Raw genomic sequence first — 353 nt, 5'->3', positions numbered from 1 at the left:
ATTTTTACATTAGCATCAATTCTTTCATTTAATTCCTGCTGAAGATTATTGTTAACTCGAGCTAACTCATGGACATATGATTCATTTGAATCAATTTCTATTTTGTATTTCTTTATATTTTTTTCATATTTATTAGTTAAATTGTTAAAATCAGAAATTAAAGATTCAATATTTGAATCCTTATCCGAAATATTTTTTGATATATTAATATTTTCTGAAGATAATTTTTCATTTTGAGTGGTTAATACTTCAACCTTTTCATTAAGAACCTTAGCCTCATCATCCTTAGAAGCAACAACCTCATTCAAACTAACATTCTTAGAAGTCAATTCCTCAATCCTATCATTAAGAAC

The 353-nt window shown here is 25.2% G+C and carries 1 protein-coding gene; it reads right to left on the bottom strand.

Going from position 1 to position 353, the window contains the following annotated elements; genetic code table 11:
• Positions 1-308, bottom strand: a 308-nt coding sequence (locus F3G70_RS11970; protein ID WP_188118030.1) for a hypothetical protein, incomplete at its 3' end; no start/stop codon positions are given.
• Positions 309-353 lie beyond the last annotated feature (45 nt).

Source organism: Methanobrevibacter millerae (assembly GCF_900103415.1).
Lineage (GTDB): Archaea > Methanobacteriota > Methanobacteria > Methanobacteriales > Methanobacteriaceae > Methanocatella > Methanocatella millerae.
The sequence above is the reverse complement of the archived record's forward strand: the minus strand, read 5'-3'. Positions and strand labels throughout refer to the sequence as shown.